Source organism: Bradyrhizobium sp. USDA 4502 (assembly GCF_054063355.1).
Genome location: NZ_JBSSGF010000001.1, coordinates 1,167,678 through 1,183,468, shown reverse-complemented (window position 1 = coordinate 1,183,468; position 15,791 = coordinate 1,167,678). Strand labels below are relative to the sequence as shown.

Sequence of the window (15,791 nt, the reverse complement as noted above, 5' to 3'; positions counted from 1 at the left end):
CGGGTCGTTCGATTGTCAATAATACCGTCGTGCGCGGCGGCAACTCTCACGCAGCAAAACACTCCGCATGCGCGCGTCGCGCGATTGCTGCGACGCACCAGCGATGACAGGTTTCCCCATGAGTTCGGCTGATATCGCCTTTGCGAATGCCGAATTACGTGCTCTTATGCGCCGCGCTTGAGCAAAAAATAATAAGCGAGCGGACGGAGCAACCGTGCCGTGATCGCGCAGGGGGGAACGCCATGACAGGGGACCGCAAGCCGTCGGCCATTAATAATGCCGCACCGACCAGAGCCTCACAAAACAAGCTGAACCGCCGCAAATTCCTCGCCAAGACCGGCGGCGTGCTGGCGGCAGGCGCGTTCGGCGCCGTTCCGCTGCGCGGCTGGGCGGCCGACCCGATCAACATCGGCGCACTCTATCCGACCACCGGCAGCATGGCGCAGATTGGCGTCGGCTGCGTGGCTGCGGCCAAGCTCGCGGTCGACATGGTCAACGAGGCCGGCGGCATCAAGTCGCTCGGCGGCGCCAAGCTCAACCTCATCGTCTCGGACGTGCAGAGCGACACCACGGTGACGCGCACCGAGACCGACCGCCTGATCACGGGCAACAAGCTGTCGGCGATCCACGGCTGCTATGCCAGCGCGCTGACCTTGATCGCGAGCGAAGTCTGCGAACGGGCGAAGGTCCCGATCATCACCGGATCGAGCTCCGACCAGCTCAACAAGGGACGCACCTACACCTTCACGCCGTTCGCGCGCGCCTCGCAGTTTGCCAAGGCGCAGCTGCAGATGGCCAAGCTGGTCAGCGAGCAGGCCAAGGTCGCCGTAATCTTCGAGAACACCGCGTTCGGCACCTCGACCTCGAACGGGCTGAAGGAGCTGGCGCCGGGCGAAGGCGTCGAGATCGTGATGTTCGAGCCCTATTCGGCTGGCTTCACCGACGCGAGCCCGCTGATCAACAAGGTCAAGGCCTCCGGCGCCAACACGCTGTTCTCGCTGTCCTATCTCAACGACCTCATCCTGATCGTGCGCACCGTAAAGCAGGTCGGGCTCAACATCGCGATCAACGGCGGCTCCGGCGGCTTCGTGATGCCGGACTTCTACAAGAATGTCGGCAATGCCGCCGAGGGGCTGCAGGGCGTTGCGCACTGGAACCACGACGTCAGCGACGACGCGCAGAAGGTGAATGTCGAATTCAAGAAGCGCACCGGCGAGTTCGCGTTCGAATATGCCGGCGGCCTGGTCGCGCAGACCTTCATGCTGGCCGACGCGCTGGAGCGCGCCGCCTCCGCTGATCCCAAGAAGGTACGCGAGGCGCTTTCGACGCTCGATGTCTCCTCGGGCTTTGCTGCGATGGCGCCGGGCGGCAAGGTGAAGTTCGGGCCGGACGGCAAGAACGTCTACGGCCGCCCGGTCGGCGTGCAGTGGCAAAACACCGATCTCGTCAGCGTCTTCCCGAAGGAAGACGCCCGCGCCCCGCTGATGAAGACCTGAGCCGCGGTCGCATCGCATGTGGGAGACACTGGCCCAGGCCGTGATCAACGGCCTGCTCATCGGCGGCATCTACGCGCTTGTCAGCATCGGCGTCACGCTGATCTTCGGCGTGGTCAAGATCGTCAACTTCGCCCAGGGCGAGTTCGTGATGATCGGGATGTATATCTCGTTCTTCCTCGCCACCCAGTTCGGCATCGATCCGCTGGTCTCGCTCGTGGTCTCGATGCCGGTGCTGTTCGTCGCCGGCGTCCTGATCCAGCATTTCCTGATCCGCAGGGTGCTGGGGCCGAACGACATGCCGCAGATCTTCCTGACCTTCGCGCTGTCGCTGTTGCTGCTCAATCTCTCGCTGATGTTGTTCAGCGCCAATTACCGCACAGTCCACACGTCCTATTCGGATGCGGCGTGGCATATCGGCGGGCTGTACATCCCGGTGGCGAAACTGATCGCCTTCGCGGTCGCGATGGCGCTGAGCGGGCTGCTGTGGGTATTCCTGCACACCACCGATCTCGGCCGCGCGATGCGCGCCGCATCGCAGAACCGCGACGTCGCGATGCTGATGGGGATCAATCCGAACCGCGTGTTCGCGGTCGCGTTCGGCACCGCGCTGGCGCTCGCGGGCGCCGCCGGCTCGCTGCTGATGCCGTTCTATTCAGCCTATCCATTCGTCGGCCAGGTGTTCGTGCTGATGGCGTTCGTCGCGGTCGTGATGGGCACGCTCGGCAATGTGATGGGCGCGCTGATCGCAAGCCTGATGATGGGCGTCGCGGAATCGCTCGGCATCCAGTTCGTCGGCGCCGATTCCGGCTTGATCGTGGTGTTCGCGCTGCTGCTGCTGACGCTCGCGTTCAGGCCGAGCGGGCTCGGCGCCAGGAGGGGCCGGTGATGCAGACGTCCAGCAACTTCAAATGGCTGTGGCTCGCGATCGGGGCGGTCGTCATGCTCGCCTTGCCCCAGCTCGTCACCTCATCGTTCGCGATCGACATCTTCATCCGCATCCTGCTGTTCTCCTTCATCGGCGTCGCCTGGAACCTGATGGGCGGCTACGCCAAGCAGCTGTCGCTCGGCCACGCCGCCTATTTCGGGCTCGGCGCCTACACCTCCACCATCATGCAGGTGAACTACGGCATCTCGCCCTGGATCGGGATGATCGCGGGCGGCGTGGTCGCGATGCTCGCAAGCCTGCCGATCGGCTGGCTCTGCTTCCGCCTGCGCGGCCCCTATTTCACCATCGCCACCATCGCGACCGCCCAGGTGCTGATGCTGATCTTCCTCAAGTTCCGCGACTTCGCCTGGGGCGCCGAAGGCACCACGATCCCGAACCTCGGCAGTGCGCCGTTGATGATGCAGTTCGAGGAAAAGTCGTCGTACTATTACGTCGTGCTCGGCCTGCTCGTGGTCGGGCTGTGGATCACCCACAGAATCGAGAAATCCTGGATCGGCTACTATCTCGTCGCGATCGGCGAGGATGAGGACGCCGCCGAGGCGGTCGGTGTCAACGCGCCGAAGGTCAAGCGCGACATCTACATGATCAGCGCGTTCCTGACCGCGCTCGCCGGCACCTTCTACACGCAATACATCTACTTCATCGATCCCGCGACCGCGTTCAGCTTCAGCGTCTCGATCGAGGCGGCGCTGGTGACGATCGTCGGCGGCATCGGCACGCTGTGGGGACCGGTGATCGGCACCGTGCTGCTGGAGACCACGTCGGCGCTGCTGCAAAGCTGGCTCGGCAGCTCGGTCGGCGGCATCCAGCTCACGGTCTACAGCCTGATCCTGATGGCTGTCATCCTGTGGCGGCCGACCGGACTGATCGGGTTCGCGACCGACATCTATCACCGCACCGCCCGGCGCAAGCCGGCGCGCGCCTGAGGTCGTCGCGATGGCAGAAGCACTCGTCATCAAGGGTCTCAGCAAGCGCTTTGGCGGCCTGCGCGCCGTGCAGGACGTCAGCTTCACGGTGCAGGAGAACGAGACGGTCGCGCTGATCGGGCCGAACGGCGCCGGCAAGACCACGAGCTTTCATTTGATCACGGGATTTCATCGGCCGGATTCCGGCTCGGTGCTCGCCTTCGGTCACGAGATCGTGGGGCTCAAGCCGCATGATGTCTGCGCGCTGGGCCTTGCCCGCACCTTCCAGGTGGCAAAGCCGTTCGGCGCGATGACCGTGCTCGCCAATGTGATGACCGGCGCGTTCCTGCGCGACCGGCATATTGCGGCCGCGCGCAACAAGGCGCTCGAGGCGATCGAGTTCGTCGGCCTCTCCGCCAAAGAGCAGACCCCGGCCAAGGACCTCACCACCATCGACCAGCGCCGGCTGGAAATGGCCCGCGCGCTGGCAACGCGGCCAAAGATCCTGCTGCTCGACGAGGTGATGGCCGGACTCAACCCGGCCGAGATCGACCAGGCGGTGGCGCTGGTGAAGAAGCTCTCCGCCAGCGGCCTGACCATCGTGATCGTCGAGCATGTGATGCGCGCGATCATGGCGGTGGCTCGCCACATCGTGGTGCTCGACCACGGCCAGAAGATCGCCGAGGGCGCGCCGAAGGAGATCGTGGAGAATCCGGAAGTGATCCGCGCCTATCTCGGCTCCTATGTGCATCCGCCGGCGCAGGGAGACGCCCATGCTTGAGCTCTCCCGGGTCAGCGCCAGCTACGGCTCGGTCCCTGCGATCACCGATGTCAGCATCTCCATTGGCGAAGGCGAAGCCGTCGGCCTGTTAGGCGCCAACGGCGCCGGCAAGAGCACGACGCTGCGCGCCGTCTCCGGCCTCGTCAAGCTGTTCGGTGGCAAGGTCACGTTCGACGGCGTCGATCTCGCCACGCTGCCACCCTACCGGATTCCCGAGCTCGGCATCGCGCATGTCCCGGAAGGCCGCCAGGTGTTCCCGGAAATGACGGTGCAGGAGAATCTCGAGATCGGCGCCTACACGCCGAAGGCCAAGGCGGATCGCGCGCGCACGATGGAGCTCGTCTACAGCATCTTCCCGCGGCTCGCCGACCGCAGGAAACAGCTCGCCGGCACCATGAGCGGCGGCGAGCAGCAGATGGTCGCGGTCGGCCGCGGGCTGATGCTGAAGCCCCGCCTGCTAATGCTGGACGAGCCCTCGCTCGGCCTCGCGCCTGTCATGACCGACGTGACCTTCGAGAAGATCGGCGATATCCACAAGATGGGCACCGCGATCCTCTTGGTCGAGCAGAATGTCAGCCGCGCGCTGTCACTGGTGCAGCGCGCCTATGTGCTGGAAAGCGGCAACGTGATCATGCAGGGCACCAGCGCCGAGCTCGCGGGCAACAAGCAGGTGCAGGCGGCGTATCTCGGGATTTGAGGCATCGTCTGCCAACCCGTCATCCTGAGAGCCTGACTGAAAAATGGGTGAGTGATCTCAGTGGGGTGTGATTCCATCGGATTTGCAAAGATTCGAGGGAGAGCACGATGCCCTGGACCAAGATCACTCGGGAGCAATATCGGCGGGACGATCTGCGTTATGCAAGCGATATGACCGATGCGGAGTGGGCGCTGATCAGACGCCTGTTGCCGCGAGCGAACCGGCGCGGCCGGCCGCGTAAGACGGAGCTGCGTCGTGTGATCGAAGCGATCCTCTATATCGTTTCGACCGGCTGCCAGTGGCGGGCGTTGCCGCAGGAGTTCCCGCCCTATTCGACGGTGCAGGGCTATTTTTATAGATGGCGGGATACAGGCCGGTGGCAGAGGATTGTCAGCGTGCTTGTCCGACGGGCGCGAAAAAAGCTTGGACGGACACCGAAGCCGACGGCAGCCGTGATCGACAGTCAAAGTGCGCCGACCACGCAAGCTGGCGGACCGCGCGGCTACGATGCAGGCAAGCGCATCTACGGCCGCAAGCGGCATATCGTGACGGATACCAATGGCCTCCTCCTCGGGGTTCATGTTCATCCGGCCAACGTTCAGGACTGCCATGGCGCCGTACCGCTGCTGAAGAACGTGCGGATGAACTTCCCCCGGCTGCGCCACGTCTTTGCCGACCGGATCTACCGCGGAAATCAACTCCTCGACGCGCTCTCAGACTGCGGTCCATGGACTGTCGAGATCGTCGAGCGGCCTCAAGGCGTCAAAGGCTTCCAGCTTCTGCCGAGGCGGTGGGTGGTTGAACGCACATTCGCTTGGTTCGGCAGATGCCGCCGCCTCGCCAAGGACTTCGAGGCGACGGTGGCAACCGAAGCTGCCTGGCTGCTGATTGCACACATCAGGCTCCTGACCCGCAGACTCGCGGCTGCAGCTAAGGTTGGGTGATTTATGAGTCAGACTCTGAGGAGCCGCGTAGCGGCGTCTCGAAGGATGAATCGGCCACCAGCCGGGCCGTCGCCCCTTCGAGACGCGCGTTCCGCGCTCCTCAGGGTGACGGTTTGTAAATTCCGCGTGCGTGGCTCTACGTCACCGCCGTCCGCTTCGGCTCGACAATCTCGAACATCCGCGGGAATTCGTCCATCAGCGCCATCAATTCATCGAGCCGCTGCGGCTCGCCTGATGCCTTGATCCTGCCGGCATCGACGGCGTCCAGGAACGTGGTCAGCTTGGCGATGACCTCGTCGAGCACGCTGCGCGCCAGCGTGAAGCTCGCATGCGCATCGGCCGCCTGCGCATCCCCAACGTAGGTCAGGGCTGAATTCTCGAGATTGAGCACGAAGGTCTCGCCGGTATCGGTGAAGCTCCAGTTCAGCACGATGCGCTTGCCCTCGGCCTTGGGGCCGTTGAGGCGGATGCCGAGCACGTCCCAAAGCTGCTCGGTGCGCAGCGCGGCCAGCGTCTCGCGCGGCATCGGCGAGCGCGGCGGCGTCTTCGGCATGCCCTGCCGCAGTTCCTGCGCGCCGAACAGATAGGCGTTGCGCCAGGTCGAGCTTTCCGCGGCATAGCCGAGCTGCTCGAACGTGTCGGCGAGGAGCGAACGCGCGGCCTGATTATCAGGCTCGGCGAACACGAGATGGCTGACGGCCTGCGCCACGAAGCGGAATTCGCCCTTGGCAAAATCGGCCGCGGCGCGTTTCAGGATCGCGTCGGCGCCGCCCATATACTCGACATATTTCCTGCCGGCCTCGACCGGCGGCAGCGGATCGAGGTTGACCGGATTGGCGTCGTACCAGCCGAGATATTTCTGGTAGATCGCCTTCACATTGTGCCTGATGTGGCCGTAATAGCCGCGGCCGTGCCAGGCGCCCTCCAGGCTCTGCGGCAGGCGGATCGTCTCGGCGATCTCGGCTGCATTGAGCCCATGGTTCATCAGACGGATGGTCTGGTCATGGGCGTATTTGTAGAGGTCGCGCTGCTCGCGGATCATGGTGTCGATCCGCTCCCGCCCCCACACCGGCCAGTGGTGCTGGCCGCACATCGCTTCCGCCTTGCCGCCCCACATCTGCAGCGCCTCGCCGAGATATTTCGACCAGGCCAGCGCATCGCGCACATCCGCGCCGCGGAACGGCAGCAGATTGTGGAAATTGTGCGTGCAATTCTCCGCAAGATTCAGGAGCTTGTAGCGCGGGATGAAGACATGCATCTCCGCCGGCGCCTCGCTGTTCGGCGCCATCTGGAATTCGAACTCGACGCCGTCGATCACGCGCTTGTCGCCGGTGGCGATGATCAGATCGGTCGGCCGCAGCAGCGCCACACCGCCCGCCGCCATGGTCTTGCCGAGGCCGCAGTCGACATGGCCGCGCACGCCCTTGGCGAGGAACGGCCCGAACTGGTATTGCGCACGGCGCAGCATCGCCGGCCCCGCGATGATGTTCTCGGAGACCGCGTGCTCCATGAAGAAGTTCGGCGCGATGATCGGCACGCCCGCCGCCAGCATGGCGTCGTCGAGCACGCCGCGCGCGCCGCCCCAATGGTCGGTGTGGGTGTGGGTGAAGATGACGGCGGCGACCGGCCGCTTGCCGCGGTGCCGGAAGTACAATTCCATCGCGGCGCGCGCGCCCTCGATCGAGGTCAGCGTGTCGACCACGATGACGCCCGTGTCACCCTCGATGAGCGTCATGTTGGCGATGTCGAGGCCGCGCACCTGGTAGACACCCGGCACCACCTCGAACAGGCCGTGATGCATGTTGAGCCGCGACTGCCGCCACAGGCTCGGATCGACGGTCGCGGGCGCTTTCTCCTCTGACAGGAATCCGTAAGGCTCGAGACTCCAGACCACCCTGCCCTGGGCCGAGGTGACGCGTGCGTTCTCGATGGTGCCGAGAAAGCCCCGCGCGGCGTCGTCGAAATCCCTGGTGTCGGCAAACGGCAGCGCCTTCAGCGTCGCCGCGTGCTGCGCGATGACCGGCGCGGATGCTGCCTTCGGACCTTCATGCGACGCTTCACCTGCGGTTGGCTGGGTCATTACTTAAGCACTCCTCGTTTGGCGAACATCAGTTTCGATCGCGCTCCCCTCAGCGGAATTGCACGCCCTCGAACTGGCCGCTGCGGCGCCAGCCGTCGATATATTTGAAGTAGGCCAGCGCGCCCGACGGATGGCCGACATTGAGCTTGGCAGCGGGACCCGGCTCGCGCCCCTCATTGTTGTAGTAACCGGGCGTGCAATCCGGCCCGCCGATCATCCGCCCGACGCCAGTCAGCAGCAGTTCGACCCAGCGATCCTCGGCTTCCTTGCTGACCTCGATTTCCTTGAAGCCGTTGTCCTGCGCGTGGCCGACCATCAGCGCGATGGTCCGCGCCGCTTCCGTCAGGTTGTGCGGCACGTTGGAGATCAGATTGGCGCCCTGGGTCGGCTGCACGAAGAACACGTTGGGGAAGCCGTGCACGTGGATGCCGTGCTTGGTACGCATGCCCTCGGCCCAGTGCTCCGACAGCTTGACGCCGTCGCGGCCGGTCAGATCGAAGCCCGCGCGCCGCTTGTACTCGGTACCGACCTCAAAGCCGGACGCATAGATGATGCAGTCGAGCGCGTATTCCTTGCCCGCAACGACGATCCCGTTCTCGGTGATCTCCTCGACGCCCTTGCCGTCGGTATCGACCAAATGGGTGCCCGGCGTATTGAACGCCTGCAGATAGGCGTCGTGGAAGCATGGCCGCTTGCAGAGCTGGCCGTACCAGGCCTTGAGATTCCTGGCAGTGTGGGCATCGCGGACGATGGAGTCGACCCGGTTGCGGATTTCCTCCATCTTCTCGAAGTCGGAATCCTCGAATGCGGCCCGCATGTTCTCCACGCTTCGCTGCTCGCGCGGCAGCAGCATGATCTTGGCGCGGATCCGCTTCGACAGGTCGGTCCAGCCGTCCTGCACCAGATCTTCCTCGGCCGATCCGCCGGCCTGGTTGGCGGTGAAATTCTCCAGCCAGCGCTGTTGCCAGCCCGGCGTCGCGATCTCGGCAAACCAGTCGGGATCGATCGGCCCATTGCCGCGCACGTCGACCGACGATGGCGTGCGCTGGAATACGTAGAGCTCCTTGCAGGCGCGCGCGAGGTGGGGAATGCTTTGCACCGAGGTCGCGCCGGTGCCGATGATGCCGACGCGCTTGTCGGCAAGCCTCTCCATCAGCGCGCCCGCAGGGTTACCGCCGGTGTAGTCGTAATCCCAGCGGCTGGTGTGGAACGAGTGGCCCTTGAAGCGCTCGATGCCGGGAATGCCGGGCAGCTTCGGCACGTGCAGCGGGCCGGTGCCGATGCCGACATATTGCGCGGTGAACGCGTCGCCCCGCGTGGTGCGGATGATCCAGCGCGATTGCGCGGCGTCCCAATCGAGGCTCGTCACCTCGGTGTGGAACAGCGCGTTGTCGTAGAGATTGAATTGCCGGCCGATCCGCTGGCAGTGCGCGAGGATCTCCGGCGCATGCGCGTATTTCTCGGACGGCATGTGGCCGGTCTCTTCGAGCAGCGGCATGTAGACCATCGACGCCGTGTCGCATTGCGCGCCGGGATACCGGTTCCAGTACCAGGTGCCGCCGAAATCGCCGCCCTTCTCGACAATGCGGACGTCCTTGATGCCGGCCTCGGTCAGCCGCGCCGCGGTGGCGAGCCCGGCGAAGCCGCCGCCGATAAAGGCGAAGGTGACGTGATCGGTCTTCGGCGCGCGCTCAACGACCGGCGTGTAGGGATCGTCGAGATAATGCGCGAGCTGGCCCCTGATCTGGAGATATTGGTCATTGCCGTCGGGACGCAGCCGCTTGTTGCGCTCCTCCTGATACTTCAGGCGCAGCCGCGCCTTGTCGATCGCGGCGCGCTTTGCGTCTCGGACTTGCTCGGTCATCGTCATCGGAGGGCGCCTCGCTCCAGCGGTCCTTATCCTTATTCCCGGCAGATAAACCGATATCGATACGATTTGCAAATTCATTCCGATATATTGACAAATCCGACCATCTGAGACCAATATTCCGTATGACAGCATCTTCCCCTGCCGAGGTTCAGGCGGATCCGTCCTTTGCAACCACCCTGGCGCATGGGCTCGACGTGCTGGCGGCGTTTCGCCGTCATCCCGGCTCGCTGTCGAACGCCGAACTCGCGTTGCATACCGGGCTGTCGCGGCCGACGGTGTCGCGGCTGACCTACACGCTCGAGCAGCTCGGCTATCTCAGGCGCGACACCAAGGGCCGCTTCGTGCTCGGACTGGGCGCGCTCGCCGCCGCCTATCCTGTGTTGTCCGCGCTGAAGGTGCGTCAACTGGCACGTCCGCTGATGCGCGACTTCGCGACCTATGCCGGCGGCACGGTGTCGATCGCGATGCCGTTCGGCATCGACTTCATCTATGTCGAGACGTTGCGCACGACGGATACGGCGCCGCACGTGCCCGACGTCGGCTTTGTCAGCACGCTGGCGCCGACCGCGGTGGGGCGCGCCCTGCTGTCGCTGTTCACCGAGCAAGAGCTCGGCGCCTATGTCGCGCGCGTCAAGGCCGAGCGCCCCGACGAGTTCGACTACGTGCAGAAGCGCACGTTGCCCGACATCGAATTGTGCCGCGAGCGCGGCTTTGCCGTCTCGCTCGGCGAATGGCGGCGCGAGATCTTCGGCGTCGCCGCCCCGCTCTATCGCACGCCGACCGGCGAATGCCTGTCGGTCAATTGCGGCGTCCCCTCCTTCCGCTTCAGCGCCGAGCAGATCGAGCGCGAATGCGGCCCGCGCATCCTCGGACTCGCCCGCAGCATCCGCGCTCTGGTGGAGGAAGGCTAGCCCGAGAACCGGCGGCCGCCGCTTCACCTCGCCCCGCGTGCGGGGAGAGGTCGGAACGCATCGTTAGATGGGTTCCGGGTGAGGGGGAGCCTCCGCAAACGCAACTATCACTGTATTCGCGGAAGCAGCCCCTCACCCCACCCTCGCCCCGCGAAGAGCGGGGCGAGGGAGCCCAGCCCCTTCGCCACTCGACGCGACAATACCACGCTCTACTCATGCGATGCCGGCCCGCTGTCGCGATAGGCCCACAGGCATTCGCGCGGCAACGCGACCTGTGCCTCGACGCCGACCTGATGGCGCGCGGCGGTGCCGAGCTCGATCGCTTCCAGCCGCTTGCCGAACAGCTCGATGCCGTAGGCGGTCTGGGTGCCCTGATATCTGCGGTCGAGCACCTTTGCCGAGAACGTGTTGGCGCCGTCGGGCCGGCCGATCGCGATGTTCTCGGGCCGCAGCGCGATCCGCACTTTCTCGTCGGGCTTGAGCGTCTGGCACAGCGCGACCTCGCCTCGCCGGCCGTCACCGAAATCGACCACCCCATAGCGGCCATCGCATGTGACGAGCGTGCCCGCGAGTTCGTTGGTGGCGCCGGTGAAATTGGCGACGAACAGATCGGCCGGACGGTTGTAGATCACGTCGGGCGTGTCCATCTGCAACAGCTTGCCGTCGCGCATCACGCCGATCCGGTCGCCGAGCACGACCGCCTCGGCCTGGTCATGGGTGACGTAGAGCGCGGTCATCCCGGTCTGCTTGAGGATGACACGAAGGTCGTCGCGCAGCCGCAGGCGCAATTTGGCATCGAGGTTCGACAGCGGCTCGTCGAGCAGCAACAGTTGCGGCCGGTACACCATGCTGCGCGCCAGCGCGACGCGCTGCATCTGGCCGCCCGACAGCGCCACCACCGGCCGGTCGGCATAGTCGGACAGTCCGACCAGCGCCAGCGCCTCCTCGACCATGCGAGCAGCATCGGTGCGCCCGATCTTGCGGTGCTTCAGCGGATAGATCACGTTCTGCCGCACCGTCATATGAGGCCACACCGCATAGGACTGGAACACCATGCCGAGATCGCGCGAACGCGGCGGCACGAGGATGCCGCTTGCCGGCGAGGAGACCACCCGCCCGGAAATGCTGATCTCGCCGCCGGTCGGATGCTCGAGCCCGGCGACGCAGCGCAGCGTCGTGGTCTTGCCGCAGCCGGACGGCCCCAGCAGCACCACAATCTCGCCGGCCGGCACGCCAAAGCTGACGCCGTCGATGGCCGGGCGGCCGATCGAGAACTGCTTCCTGAGATCGGTGACTTCGAGCGTCGCCGTCATCGCTGCACCATCAGCCTATTGCCGGTAGCCAAACGTCTTGTCCCAGTCCGCGACCCACGCCGCATGCAGCTTCACATACTCGTCGAACTTCGGATACCAGAGCTTGACCACCTTTGGATCGAACCCCTCCGGATATGCCGGCGGCGCCTTCAGGGATGTGAGATTGCCGAGCTCCTTGATCATGAAGGTCTGTCCTTCGTTGGACAGACACCAGTTCAGGAACAGCTTTGCTGCATTGGGATGAGCCGCCGTCTTCGGAATGCCGGTCGCGTAGGGATTGACCGGAGCACCTTCAGGCGGAAAGAAGATCTCGATCGGCGCGCCATCCTTCTTCTTTTGGTAGATCACGTTGTAGAGCAGCGGCGCGATCGCGATCTCGCCGCGCACCAGCGCATCGGCCGTCGGCGCGCCGGAGGGATACAGCACCGGATGGGTCGCCGCCTGCTTGGCCCAATAGTCTTCGCCGAGCACCTGGCGCTCGAACATGATCCGCGTCCAGGTGGTGCCGCCGGACTGCGCGAACACCTGCCCGATCAATTTGTCATACTGCGGCTTGGTCAGGTCCATCCAGGATTTCGGCGGGTCCTTCACCAGCTCGGTGTTGTAGGCGATCGACCAGGCGATCGTCGCGCGCGGCCAGTATTTCGGCGAGATCAGCGCGTGCGGATCGTAATCGGCCGCGTTCGGCGGCGCGTAATCCTGGAACAGGTCTTCCAGCGGCTGCATCAGCGCGCGGTCGGAATGGTCGACGACGTCGGCGATCAGCTTGCCGGCCGCGGCCTCAGTCTTCACGCGGGTGATCAGCTGGCCGCCGGGCGCCCGGACCATCTCGACCTTGATCTCGGGAAAGCGCTTATTGAAGGCCTTGATGACCTGCTGCTCGATCTCGGCGAAGTTCGCGGTGTAGTAGACGAGCTTGCCTTCGGACTTGGCCGCCGCGATCAACTCCGCCGAGCCGAACTCCTGCGCCTGTGCCGCAGGCGCCAATGCAAGCGTCGCCACGCTTGCCAAGGCCAGTGTGGTGAAGGTTCGTCTATCCATCGCAATCCTCCCCTTATTCGTTGTTATCCGGTCCGCGCCACGTTGCCCTGCGCCGATCCGCGCGACAGCCAGTTTGCGCCGCCGATCAGAACACCGAGCAGCACGGTCTGCACCAGGCTGAAGGCCGCGGTCTTGCCGATATTGCCGCCCTCATAGTAGTCGAGCAGCAGCACCGACATCACCATGGTGTTGCTGGTGTAGAGGAACAGCGACGAGCCGAGCTCGCGGATCGCCAGCACGAACAGCAGCGTCATCGACGCCAGCACGCCCGGCCGCGCCAGCGGCAACACGATCGTCCTGATGGTGCCGAGCATGCCCTTGCCGCAGACCCAGGCCGCCTCCTCGAGCTCGCGGTGGATCTGCAGGAACGAGGTCGACAGCGCCTTCACGGTGTCCGGCATGAAGCGCGCAATGAAGGCCAGCGCGAGAATCCAGATCGTGCCGTAGAGCCCGCCCGGCACGCCGATCCAGGCCCAGAGATAGGCGACGCCGACCACCAGCCCGGGGATCGCGACCGGCAGGGTCGAGATCAGGTCGATGGCGCCGCGTCCGCTGACGCGGGTGCGATGGATGGTGTAGCCGATCGCAAAGGCGAGCGCGCCGCCGACAACGGCCGTGATGACGCCGACCTCGACCGCATTATAGATCGAGCGCATCGTCAACGGATTGTCGAAGATGCTCTCGAAATGCGTCAGCGAATATTGCCGCATGTCGAACAGGCTCGCGACGTCGCGGATGAACATGAACTTGCGGAACGCCGCGACGATCAGCGCCAGCGACGGCAGCACCACGACGATGAGGAGGTAGACGATCCCGATCGCGAAGGTGAGCCAGCGCCATGGGCCGAGATCGAGGCTGCGCGGCCGGAACGCCTTGCCCGCGACGGTGGTATAGCTGCGTCCGCTCAGCAATTTCTGCTGCAGATAGACCAGGAGCCCCGTGACCACCATCAGGATGATCGCGACCGCAGCCGCGGTGTTGTAGAGCGGCGGCGACCAGTTGGTGAGCTTGAAGATGTAAGTGGTGAGCACGTTCAGGTTGGTCGGCGCGCCGAGCACGGCGGGGATGCCGTAGATGCCGAGCATCACGATGAACGACAGCAGCATGCCCGAGACGATCGCCGGCATGATCAGCGGGAACGTCACCGTGAACAGGGTCGCGACCGGGCTCGCGCCGGAGATTTCCGCGGCCTCCTCCAGGCTCGGGTCCATGTTGCGCAGCGCCGACGAGGTGAACATGTAGACATAGGGCGCGTAGTAGATGCCGAACACGAACACCAGGCCCCACATCGAATAGAGATCGACGCGCAGGTCGGAGCCCATCCACTTGAACATCGTGTTGATCAAGCCGGTCTTCGGCGAACCGAGAATGGCCCAGGCCACCCCCGCGACCAGCGGCGGCGCGAACAGCGGCAGGATGCTCGCCGCGGCGATGAAGCCCTTGAACGGCGTGTTGGTGCGCACCACGATCCAGGAGAACAGGAGCCCGATCGCGACCGCGATCACCGTGCCGCCGCCGCAGGCAATCAGCGTGTTGAGCAGCGCTTCGGCGACGTTCGGATTGGCCAGCACGGCGAGGAAATTGGCGATCGACAAATGGCTCAGGCTGAGACGGATGCCGTCGACCACCGGATTGGTGTCGGTGAGCGCGCCGAGCAGCAGCATGAAGACGGGATAGATGACCAGGAAGGTCAGGATCGCCAACAATGCCGCGACCCAGAGGCCGGTGAACGCGCGGCGGCGAGTTCCCTCGCTGGCGCTTCGCATGGCTTCGCTGCGCCGGTCGGCCTGTCCGTGCAATGCGCGTTCCCTCTTGCGGCCCGATCTGACGCCGGGCCTGCTTGTATACCAAGGTAGTCGATCGCGACTGTGACGCAAGCTATCCGAAAGTCGCTTCGGCGCGTTTCTGTGACGCACCATGGGAACACGAAATCGATTGATCGCGTTCGCACGCTGCATCCACCGCCGTCGTCCCGGCGCAGGCCGGGACCCATACTCCGCGGCGGATGTCTTGAACGGGACTCGGCGTTCCAACACGCCCGATAAGCAGCATCGGTGGTTATGGGTCCCGGCCTGCGCCGGGACGACGATGCGGGTAGGGCGCAATTCGAGATGTCAAAACAGCCACTCCGTGTCATCACCCGCGAAAGCGAAAGCGGGTGATCCAGTATTCCAGAGACGCCAGTGCTTGAGCCGATGGGCCGCGGCGTACTGGATCGCCCGGTCCCGTTTTCGCCAAGGCTTCGACGAGGCCATGCATCCATGGCGCGCCGAAGCTTTAGCGGAGGCGGCGAGCCGGGCGATGACAGATGGGGACGCAGTTGCGTCGCCACAGGCTGCCGGGACGCCGGCCCGGAACGATCCGGGCCGGCGTCGGCGTTCTAGGCAAGGTAATTGCCTTCGAGTGCCGGCATGATGTCGAGCACTTCGAAATAGTGGTCCCAGAACCTCGTCTCGCGCAGATGGTCGCAGAACCACGCCCAGGCCGAGAGGTCATCGGTCTCGCAGATCATGACGTCGGTCGCCCTGGTCGAGAAGGCCTCCGGCTCGAACCAGCGCACCTTCAGCTCCGGACGGCGCCGGAGCAAGGGAATGACCTCCTCGTGCAGGAAGGCGAGGCGCTGCTCGGTCTTCAGATCGAGCCAGTGCCGCGTGGTCTTGACCATGACGAAGATATGAAACCTGTGCGGATCGTCCTCGTGCTCGGGAAGCACGGGAGACGAGGTCGTTTGCAGTGTCACCATTGATCGGTTCTCCTTTCACGGCCATAATGTGAGTAATTGCTCATATTCCACAACTCGCGTTTTG

13 protein-coding genes are annotated in these 15,791 nt (G+C 64.7%); 7 read left to right on the top strand and 6 right to left on the bottom strand.

Annotated elements, in window-relative coordinates:
• Positions 1-242: 242 nt before the first annotated feature.
• The 6 genes from ACVW1B_RS05300 to ACVW1B_RS05275 all read left to right on the top strand — a co-directional run bounded on the left by ACVW1B_RS05300 (position 243) and on the right by ACVW1B_RS05275 (position 5,769).
• Positions 243-1,496, top strand: coding sequence for an ABC transporter substrate-binding protein (locus ACVW1B_RS05300; protein WP_168857900.1), 1,254 nt, complete (start codon positions 243-245; stop codon positions 1,494-1,496).
• A gap of 16 nt (positions 1,497-1,512) precedes the next feature.
• Entirely contained in the window at positions 1,513-2,382 is an 870-nt protein-coding gene (locus ACVW1B_RS05295) for a branched-chain amino acid ABC transporter permease (RefSeq protein ID WP_456781283.1), read from the top strand.
• Positions 2,382-3,368, top strand: coding sequence for a branched-chain amino acid ABC transporter permease (locus ACVW1B_RS05290; protein WP_456821296.1), 987 nt, complete (start codon positions 2,382-2,384; stop codon positions 3,366-3,368). The genes ACVW1B_RS05295 and ACVW1B_RS05290 overlap by 1 nt, the downstream gene beginning before the upstream one ends.
• 10 nt (positions 3,369-3,378) lie before the next feature.
• On the top strand, positions 3,379-4,128 hold the full coding sequence (locus ACVW1B_RS05285; protein WP_456781285.1) for an ABC transporter ATP-binding protein: 750 nt from the start codon (positions 3,379-3,381) through the stop codon (positions 4,126-4,128).
• Positions 4,121-4,825, top strand: a complete 705-nt coding sequence (locus tag ACVW1B_RS05280) for an ABC transporter ATP-binding protein (protein WP_210189588.1) — start codon at positions 4,121-4,123, stop codon at positions 4,823-4,825. Before ACVW1B_RS05285 ends, ACVW1B_RS05280 begins: the two co-directional genes overlap by 8 nt.
• A gap of 107 nt (positions 4,826-4,932) precedes the next feature.
• On the top strand, positions 4,933-5,769 hold the full coding sequence (locus ACVW1B_RS05275) for an IS5 family transposase (protein WP_225164260.1): 837 nt from the start codon (positions 4,933-4,935) through the stop codon (positions 5,767-5,769).
• Between the two features lie 136 nt (positions 5,770-5,905).
• Here the strand turns inward: ACVW1B_RS05275 and ACVW1B_RS05270 are convergent, their stop codons facing one another.
• Both ACVW1B_RS05270 and ACVW1B_RS05265 read right to left on the bottom strand, forming a co-directional pair.
• The gene (locus ACVW1B_RS05270) at positions 5,906-7,849 is read right to left on the bottom strand and encodes an alkyl/aryl-sulfatase (RefSeq protein ID WP_456781286.1); all 1,944 of its coding nucleotides are present in this window, start codon (positions 7,847-7,849) and stop codon (positions 5,906-5,908) included.
• Between the two features lie 49 nt (positions 7,850-7,898).
• Positions 7,899-9,719, bottom strand: a complete 1,821-nt coding sequence (locus tag ACVW1B_RS05265; RefSeq protein WP_456821295.1) for a flavin-containing monooxygenase — start codon at positions 9,717-9,719, stop codon at positions 7,899-7,901.
• 122 nt (positions 9,720-9,841) lie between these two features.
• On the opposite strand from ACVW1B_RS05265, the gene ACVW1B_RS05260 reads away from it, so the two are divergent.
• Positions 9,842-10,630, top strand: a complete 789-nt coding sequence (locus tag ACVW1B_RS05260; protein WP_225163568.1) for an IclR family transcriptional regulator — start codon at positions 9,842-9,844, stop codon at positions 10,628-10,630.
• Positions 10,631-10,839: 209 nt separating this feature from the next.
• Here ACVW1B_RS05260 and ACVW1B_RS05255 read toward each other — a convergent pair whose 3' ends face one another.
• From ACVW1B_RS05255 to ACVW1B_RS05240, 4 genes are all read right to left on the bottom strand, one after another.
• Positions 10,840-11,943: an ABC transporter ATP-binding protein gene (locus tag ACVW1B_RS05255; RefSeq protein ID WP_456821294.1), complete on the bottom strand. Its 1,104-nt coding sequence runs from the start codon at positions 11,941-11,943 to the stop codon at positions 10,840-10,842.
• A gap of 15 nt (positions 11,944-11,958) precedes the next feature.
• The gene (locus ACVW1B_RS05250; protein WP_456781288.1) at positions 11,959-12,984 is read right to left on the bottom strand and encodes an ABC transporter substrate-binding protein; all 1,026 of its coding nucleotides are present in this window, start codon (positions 12,982-12,984) and stop codon (positions 11,959-11,961) included.
• A 23-nt stretch (positions 12,985-13,007) separates the two neighbouring features.
• The gene (locus tag ACVW1B_RS05245; protein WP_050385128.1) at positions 13,008-14,750 is read right to left on the bottom strand and encodes an ABC transporter permease; all 1,743 of its coding nucleotides are present in this window, start codon (positions 14,748-14,750) and stop codon (positions 13,008-13,010) included.
• 614 nt (positions 14,751-15,364) lie between these two features.
• On the bottom strand, positions 15,365-15,727 hold the full coding sequence (locus ACVW1B_RS05240; protein ID WP_016846500.1) for a darcynin family protein: 363 nt from the start codon (positions 15,725-15,727) through the stop codon (positions 15,365-15,367).
• Positions 15,728-15,791 lie beyond the last annotated feature (64 nt).

What these genes read in the sequence shown, in the direction of transcription:
- ACVW1B_RS05300 (WP_168857900.1), top strand. Translation starts at nt 243, where the DNA reads ATGACAGGGGACCGCAAGCCGTCGGCCATTAATAATGCCGCACCGACC.
- ACVW1B_RS05295 (WP_456781283.1), top strand. Translation starts at nt 1,513, where the DNA reads ATGTGGGAGACACTGGCCCAGGCCGTGATCAACGGCCTGCTCATCGGC.
- ACVW1B_RS05290 (WP_456821296.1), top strand. Translation starts at nt 2,382, where the DNA reads ATGCAGACGTCCAGCAACTTCAAATGGCTGTGGCTCGCGATCGGGGCG.
- ACVW1B_RS05285 (WP_456781285.1), top strand. Translation starts at nt 3,379, where the DNA reads ATGGCAGAAGCACTCGTCATCAAGGGTCTCAGCAAGCGCTTTGGCGGC.
- ACVW1B_RS05280 (WP_210189588.1), top strand. Translation starts at nt 4,121, where the DNA reads ATGCTTGAGCTCTCCCGGGTCAGCGCCAGCTACGGCTCGGTCCCTGCG.
- ACVW1B_RS05275 (WP_225164260.1), top strand. Translation starts at nt 4,933, where the DNA reads ATGCCCTGGACCAAGATCACTCGGGAGCAATATCGGCGGGACGATCTG.
- ACVW1B_RS05270 (WP_456781286.1), bottom strand. Translation starts at nt 7,849, where the DNA reads ATGACCCAGCCAACCGCAGGTGAAGCGTCGCATGAAGGTCCGAAGGCA.
- ACVW1B_RS05265 (WP_456821295.1), bottom strand. Translation starts at nt 9,719, where the DNA reads ATGACGATGACCGAGCAAGTCCGAGACGCAAAGCGCGCCGCGATCGAC.
- ACVW1B_RS05260 (WP_225163568.1), top strand. Translation starts at nt 9,842, where the DNA reads ATGACAGCATCTTCCCCTGCCGAGGTTCAGGCGGATCCGTCCTTTGCA.
- ACVW1B_RS05255 (WP_456821294.1), bottom strand. Translation starts at nt 11,943, where the DNA reads ATGACGGCGACGCTCGAAGTCACCGATCTCAGGAAGCAGTTCTCGATC.
- ACVW1B_RS05250 (WP_456781288.1), bottom strand. Translation starts at nt 12,984, where the DNA reads ATGGATAGACGAACCTTCACCACACTGGCCTTGGCAAGCGTGGCGACG.
- ACVW1B_RS05245 (WP_050385128.1), bottom strand. Translation starts at nt 14,750, where the DNA reads ATGCGAAGCGCCAGCGAGGGAACTCGCCGCCGCGCGTTCACCGGCCTC.
- ACVW1B_RS05240 (WP_016846500.1), bottom strand. Translation starts at nt 15,727, where the DNA reads ATGGTGACACTGCAAACGACCTCGTCTCCCGTGCTTCCCGAGCACGAG.